General features: G+C 68.0%; 6 protein-coding genes and 1 pseudogene. 3 read left to right on the top strand and 4 right to left on the bottom strand.

Annotated elements, in window-relative coordinates; translation table 11 throughout:
* Together ASE76_RS21385 and ASE76_RS12010 are read left to right on the top strand one after the other, a co-directional pair.
* Positions 1-353, top strand: a pseudogene (locus ASE76_RS21385) (methyl-accepting chemotaxis protein); the annotation flags it as partial.
* A gap of 146 nt (positions 354-499) precedes the next feature.
* Positions 500-1,174, top strand: coding sequence for a GntR family transcriptional regulator (locus ASE76_RS12010; RefSeq protein WP_055839688.1), 675 nt, complete (start codon positions 500-502; stop codon positions 1,172-1,174).
* A 79-nt stretch (positions 1,175-1,253) separates the two neighbouring features.
* Here ASE76_RS12010 and ASE76_RS12005 read toward each other — a convergent pair whose 3' ends face one another.
* The 4 genes from ASE76_RS12005 to ASE76_RS11990 form a co-directional block, all read right to left on the bottom strand.
* Positions 1,254-2,246: a TRAP transporter substrate-binding protein gene (locus tag ASE76_RS12005; protein WP_055839685.1), complete on the bottom strand. Its 993-nt coding sequence runs from the start codon at positions 2,244-2,246 to the stop codon at positions 1,254-1,256.
* Between the two features lie 73 nt (positions 2,247-2,319).
* Positions 2,320-3,585 (bottom strand): TRAP transporter large permease, encoded by a 1,266-nt coding sequence (locus ASE76_RS12000; protein WP_055839682.1) that lies wholly within the window; start codon positions 3,583-3,585, stop codon positions 2,320-2,322.
* A 1-nt stretch (position 3,586) separates the two neighbouring features.
* A complete protein-coding gene (locus ASE76_RS11995) occupies positions 3,587-4,219 on the bottom strand; it encodes a TRAP transporter small permease (protein WP_055839679.1) in 633 nt (210 codons plus the stop codon).
* A 119-nt stretch (positions 4,220-4,338) separates the two neighbouring features.
* The gene (locus tag ASE76_RS11990; protein WP_055839676.1) at positions 4,339-5,253 is read right to left on the bottom strand and encodes a dihydrodipicolinate synthase family protein; all 915 of its coding nucleotides are present in this window, start codon (positions 5,251-5,253) and stop codon (positions 4,339-4,341) included.
* 360 nt (positions 5,254-5,613) lie between these two features.
* Here ASE76_RS11990 and ASE76_RS11985 point away from each other — a divergent pair.
* A partial coding sequence (locus ASE76_RS11985) for a HAMP domain-containing protein (protein ID WP_156362715.1) occupies positions 5,614-6,465 on the top strand: 852 nt, incomplete at its 3' end.

The raw sequence follows: 6,465 nt of genomic DNA, 5'->3' as shown, positions 1-6,465 counted from the left end.
AGAACGCGGCGCTGGTGGAGGAGAGTGCGGCGGCCGCATCCTCGCTGCGCGACCAGGCCCAGCGGCTCACCGATGCCATATCGGTGTTCAAGCTGGGCAGCTACGCGCCGGTGGTGCAGGCGGTGGCGACGGCTCCGAGGATGGTGGCGCCTGCGGCCGTCCGCGCGGCAAGGCCGGTCGCCGTCGCGGCTCCGGCAAAGACGGCGGCCGGGGCCAAGCCGGGCGCGGCACCCCGGATCGCCGCCAGCAAGCCTGTGGCCAAGGCAGCGCCCGCGCCCGCGCCGGCGGCGACGCCGGCGCCAGCCCGTGAGAAGGTCGCGGCCGGGAACAACGACGACTGGGAAAGTTTCTGAAGCCCGCCGGGCGCTGACCGAGCGTCCGGCGGACGGGACCCGCCCGGCCCGCGCTGGCCGGGCGCTCTCGCAGAAATGCCAGGAATATATTAGGAAACGCGCATCCCTGTATATTGGAGAGCACCTCCACTCTCCTCCTCAGAGCCATGCCTTCCAGCGTTTCGCCGCGCCGCGCCAAGGTGCCCGACAAACGCCGGGCCGCCGATATCGCCTACGACCGGATCGAGTCGCTCATCTCCCGCCTCGAGATCGCACCGGGTACGCCGGTGGTCGAGGCCGATCTGGCCGACATGACCGGCCTGGGCCGCACGCCGGTGCGCGAGGCGCTGATGCGCATGGTGGCGATCGGCCTGGTGGTGCAGCAGCCGCGGCGCGGGATCGTGGTGTCGAACGTCGACGTGGTGGACCACCTGGACGTGATCGAGACGCGGCGCGTGCTCGAACGCCTGATCGCGGCCGGCTCGGCCCGGCGGGCGACGCCCGACCAGCGCAAGGCCCTGGTCGCGGCCGCGCAGAAGATGCTGAAGGCGGCCGACCGAGGCAACCTCGACGGCTACATGCTGGCCGACCAGGAGCTCGACCATGTCAACCACGCCGCCTGCTGCAACCGCTCTGCGGTGGGTGCGGTGCTGCCGCTGGTGGTGCAGTGCCGCAGGTTCTGGTACGCCTACCAGCACGAGGGCGACATCGCCGAAGGGGCCCGGGCGCATCTGGCGATGGCAGAGGCGATCGCGTCGAGCGACACGGCCGCGGCCGGCGCGGGTGCCGACCAGTTGATGGACTACCTGGAGCGGTTCGCGCGGCGGGTCATCGATTCTTAGAAGGCACCGGCCGCGCAACGGCGTCACGCCGTGGACAAGCAAGAACGCCGACGCTGTCGGCGTTTTTGCCGTGTGCGGATTACAGCGTCGCGCCCACCGCGCGCAACTCGGCGATCTGCGGCGCCTTGGGCAGCCAGACCTTGTCGAAGGCCTCGATGGCGGGCTTCGGATCGAAGCCCGCGGTGTCGCGGAACACGATAGGCGTCTGCTTGAACTTCTCGATCAGGCCGGCCTCGGTGGTCACGATTTCGGCGATCTGCAGGTCGAGTGCCTGGGTGGTCAGCTGGCGGATCAGGTCGCGGTCGGCGGTGTCGAGGGTCTGCCAGACGCGGCCCGAGAACAGCGGCGCGAAGGGCATGAACAGCGCGTTCATCGGCATCAGGACCTTGGCCACCTTGTCGAAGCGCTGATTCCACGAGAACTCGACATCGGCCTCCAGCCCGTCGACCTGGCCGTTGGTCATCGCGTCGAAGACGGCGGGCGTCGGGATCGGCGTGGGCGCGGCGCCGAAGTACTGGTAGAAGTCGCGGTAGACCGGGGTGGGGTTGATCCGCAGCTTCAGGCCCTTCAGGTCGTTCGGCGTCTTGATGTCCTTGGCCGAGAACACCACCCGCATGCCGGTGATGCCCCAGCCGAGGCCGACGGTGCCGGTCTCGCGCGGCAGCACGTCGAGCAGCTTCAGGGCCGCGGGCGTGCGCACCAGCTTGGCGACGGCGGGCGTCGAGCGGACCAGGTAGGGCGCGTTGATCGACGCGACGCTGGCGACGCGGGTGCCGAGCTCGGCCGCCTGGATCCAGCCCATGTCGAGCGCGCCCGACTGCAGCTGCTGCATCATCACCGACTCGTTGCCCAGCTGGCCCGAGTGGAAGACGGTGACGGTCAGGCGGCCGTTGGTGGCCTTGTTCAGCGCCTCGCCGAACTGCAGCGCCGCACGGTTCCAGGAGTGGCCGGCGGGCGTGATGATGCCCAGCCGCAGCTCCTTGGCCGCGGCGGCGCGCGACGGCGTCACGAAGGCCAGCGGCGCGGCGGCGGCGGCGGCGGTCTGGAGGAAATGGCGGCGGTTGAAGGTCATGGCAGGCTCCGGTGACGATGGTGGAACGGTGGAAGAGTGGATGCGGGGCGGGTGCGGGAAACCGGCGGGGCGGTCACTTCAGCAGGCCCAGCGACAGGCTGGGGAACAGCGACAGCATCACCAGCGCCACGCAGCTGATGACGAAGAAGGGCAGGGTGACGATGAACATCTTTCCGGGCTTGGCCCCGGTCACCGCGGCGGCGACGAAGAAGCTCAGCCCCACCGGTGGCGTCATCAGGCCCAGCACCAGGTTGATCACGATCACCACCCCGAAGTGGCGCGGGTCGATGTGGTAGACCTCGGTCGCGATCGGCAGCAGGATCGGCGCGGTCATGATCAGGCCCGGGATGCCGTCGATCACCGTGCCGATCACCAGCAGGATCAGGTTCACCAGCAGCAGGAAGGTGACCGGGTCGTGGGCCACCGTCTGGATCCAGGCGGCCACCATCTGCGGCACCTTGCCGTAGATGAGCAGCCACGAGAACACCGAGGCGGCCGCCACCAGGAACAGCACGATGGCCGAATAGATGGCCGAGCGCAGCATGATCCCGGAGAGGTCCGCGTACTTGAACTCGCGGGTGACGTAGCGGCCCACCAGCACCGCGCACACCGCGCCCACCGCCGCGGCCTCGGTCGGGTTGGCCAGGCCGGTGAGGATCGAGCCGACGATGACCAGCGGAATCAGCAGCGTGGGACTGGAGGTGAGCACCGTCGTCGCCCGCTGGCGCAGGGTGCGCCTGGCGCTGCGCGGGTAGTTGTAGACCAGTCCCATGCAGGCGATCACCACGAAGAACAGCAGCGTCAGCAGCACCCCGGGCAGGATGCCGGCGATCAGCATGTCGCCCACCGCCACCTGCGCCAGCACGCTGTAGACCACGAACATCACCGAGGGCGGGATGATCGGCCCCAGCATGCCGCCGTAGACGGTGAGGCCCGCGGCGAAGGTCTTGTCGTAGCCCTGCTTCTCCATCTCGGGCACCATCACCTGCGACATGATCGCCACCTGCGCGGTGGCCGATCCGATGATCGACGACACCAGCATGTTGGCCAGGATGTTCACGTAGGCCAGGCCGCCCTTGACCGAGCCGACGAAGGCCATCGACAGATCGACCAGCCGCCGGGTGATGCCGCCGCTGTTCATCACCTCGCCGATCAGGATGAAGAGCGGGATCGCGATCAGGCCGTAGCTGTCGACGCCGGCGAACATCTGCGTGGCGTAGGACTGCAGCAGCACCGGGTTGCCGGTGCTGTAGATGTAGAAGATGCCCGAGAGGCACAGGCACAGGCCGATGGGCACGCCGACCAGCATGATCGCCACGAAGAAGAGGGAGGTCAGCATCTCAGTTCACCGCGTCGGGGTTGGCCGCCTGGAAGGCGGGGTGCAGGCGGCGCGGCGCCAGGCGCAGGTCCTCCAGCAGGTTGGCCAGCGCATGCAGGCTCATGCAGACCGCGAAGATCGGCATGATCAGCTGCAGCACCCACACCGGCCATTCCAGGGTCTGGGTGCGCTCGGTGTAGAGGAAGTTGAAGGATTCGCCCGCGAACGCCTTGGCGTCGAAGCCGGCGCGGGCGATGCCCACCGGGTCCATCCACAGCCAGCACATCGCGAACAGCGCCAACGCGAAGAACAGCACGCCGCCGCTGGCGATCAGCTTGGCGACCTGCACGGCGCGCGCGCCGAGCTTGTCGGTCAGCATCGTCACCGCGAAATCGAGCCGCAGGCGCGTCATCGCCGACGCGCCGACGAAGGTCAGCCACACCACCGCGTAGACCGAGGCCTCGTCCACCCAGTACAGCGGCACGCCGGCGTAGCGGGTGACCACGTTGAGCAGGATCAGCACGACCAGCAGCGTCATCAGGAACGTCAGCAGCCAGCGTTCGAGCCGCAGCAGGGCGTCCGATGCGTCGAGCACCCGGCGCACGACGGGCTCGGGGGGGCGGGCGGCAGCGGGGAGGCGGGCGGAATCTTCCATGGAGGGTGGTCTCGGCGTGGTGTCGTGTGGTGGAAGAACCGGTGGCTGCGGCCGGGCCCGGCCGCGCAGCGTTTCAAGCAAAGGCGATGCCCGTCGCGGCTGCGCTGCGGGGGCGTCTGTCAGGCGACGGACCGGTACTTCTCCGGCCGGTTCGCCAGGGCCTTGGCCACCACGGCTTCGACGAAGGCGCGCTCTTCGCCCACCAGCGGCAACCGGGGCTTGCGCACATGCTCGGTGCCGACGCCGACCAGCGCGTCGATCAGCTTCAGGTTCTGGACCAGCTTGGTGGAGACGTCGAGGTGCAGCATCGGCGTCATCCACTGGTAGATCGCAAGCGCCTCGGCGAAGTCGCCTGCCTTCATCAAGTCGTACAGCGCCACCGTCTCCCGCGGGAAGGCGCAGCCGACGCCGGCCAGCAGGCCGTCGCAGCCCAGCGCCAGGCCCTCGTAGGCCAGGTCGTCCACGCCCAGGAACAGCTGGTAGCGGGTGCCCACCGTGTTGCGCAGGTCGGTGATGCGGCGGATGTTGTCGGTGCTTTCCTTGATGGCGGTGATCCACTTGCAATCGGCCAGTTCCACCATGTGCTCGGGCTTCAGGTCGACCCGGTAGGCCACCGGGTTGTTGTAGACCATGATCGGCTGCTGCGCAGCCTCGGCCATGGTGCGCACATTGAGCATCGCTTCCCGCGCATCTGCCACGTAGATCACCGAAGGCATGACCATGAAGCCGTTCACGCCGCGCTGGTTGGCGCCGTCGATGTAGCGCAACGCCTCGGTGGTGCGGGTTTCCGACACGTTGGCCAGCACCGGCACGCGGCCGCCGGCGGCCTCGATCGCGATCTCGGCCACGGTGAGCTTCTCCTCCAGCGACAGGGTGCTCGCCTCGCCGAGCGAGCCGCAGGTCACCAGGCCGTGGATGCCGTTGCGGATCTGGAAGTCGATATGGCGGGCGGTGCCCTCCGCATCGATCGATTCGTCGGCATGGAACTTGGTCGTGATGGCCGGGAAGATGCCGGTCCAGGGCTTGGTGGTCATAGAAGTCCGTTGGTGATGGTCTGGAAAATACCGAAAATATATTTACCGTATCTTCCAGCCACATCAGCACAAACCATGCCTGCGGATCGACCCGCCGTCTGCTAGCGAAAGCGGCATCCGCGCACTGCCGCAGGGCACGGGAAGCCGATCGCGGTGCGCGATTCCCCGGCGCGCGCTCCTGGAGACGTGGCAGTCGGTGGTGCACTTTGCCTTGCGTGACCCTAACGCTATGCCAGGCACATGAGGACTGGATGGTCCGACCATCGGGTTAACCCCGGCCCAAAATCAGCCCGCTGCTTTATGTAACCTTCAAGTCAAAGCGTAAACTGGATTTTTTGGTGTTGGCCGCAGGGAGTGACGATGAATTTGGTGAACATGAGCGTGTCGCGCAAGCTCTGGATGGGCATCACCGGCTTGATGCTCGCGATGCTGGTGCTGGCGATCGGAGCGCAGTGGCAGTCCCAGCGCAGCCTCGACCGGGCGTTGGTCGAGATGTCGCGGCTGGAGAAGAGCGTCACCAACGCCACCCGGTGGCGGGCCCTCACCGAGTACGCGGTGTCGATGATCGTGGCCGGGGCCTTGAGCAACGAGCCGGAGCTGTCGGCCAACCTCGACCAGCGGGTCAAGGAAGTGATCGGGCGCATCGCCGACCTGCAAAAGGACATCCAGGCGCTGGTCGCGTCGCCCGAGGAGAAGCAGGCCTTCGAGAAAGTCGGTGCCGAGCGGGCCAAGGTGCTCGCACTGCTGGCGAAGGTGCGCGAACTCAAGGCGAGCGACGCGGCCGCGGCCAAGACCTTCATCAATGCCGAGTTCACGCCGGCCATCACCAGCTACCTCGCGACCCAGGACGCCTTCGTGCGCACCGAGGAGCAGGAGCGGCAACGGGCCTATGCCGAACTCGCCGCAGGGCGGCAGACGGTGCTGGCCGCCACCGTCGGCGTCGCGTTGCTGCTTTTCGCCATCGGCATGCTGGTGACGGTGACGCTGGTGCGTTCCATCGTGCAGCCGCTGCGCCGTGCGGTGGGTTTCGCCGACGGCATCGCCGCCGGCGACCTGACCCAGGAGATCCACGACCCCCGCCGGGACGAGTTCGGGCAATTGCTGCAGGCGCTGGACACGATGGTGCAGCGGCTGCGCGGGGTGGTGGGCGAGGTGCGCGCGGGCGTCGAGTCGGTCTCCACCGCATCGTCGGAGATCGCCCACGGCAACCAG

This window comes from Xylophilus sp. Leaf220 (assembly GCF_001421705.1).
Taxonomy (GTDB): Bacteria; Pseudomonadota; Gammaproteobacteria; order Burkholderiales; family Burkholderiaceae_C; genus Xylophilus.
Note: the sequence above shows the minus strand (reverse complement) of the source record. Positions and strands in the feature narration are given on the sequence as shown.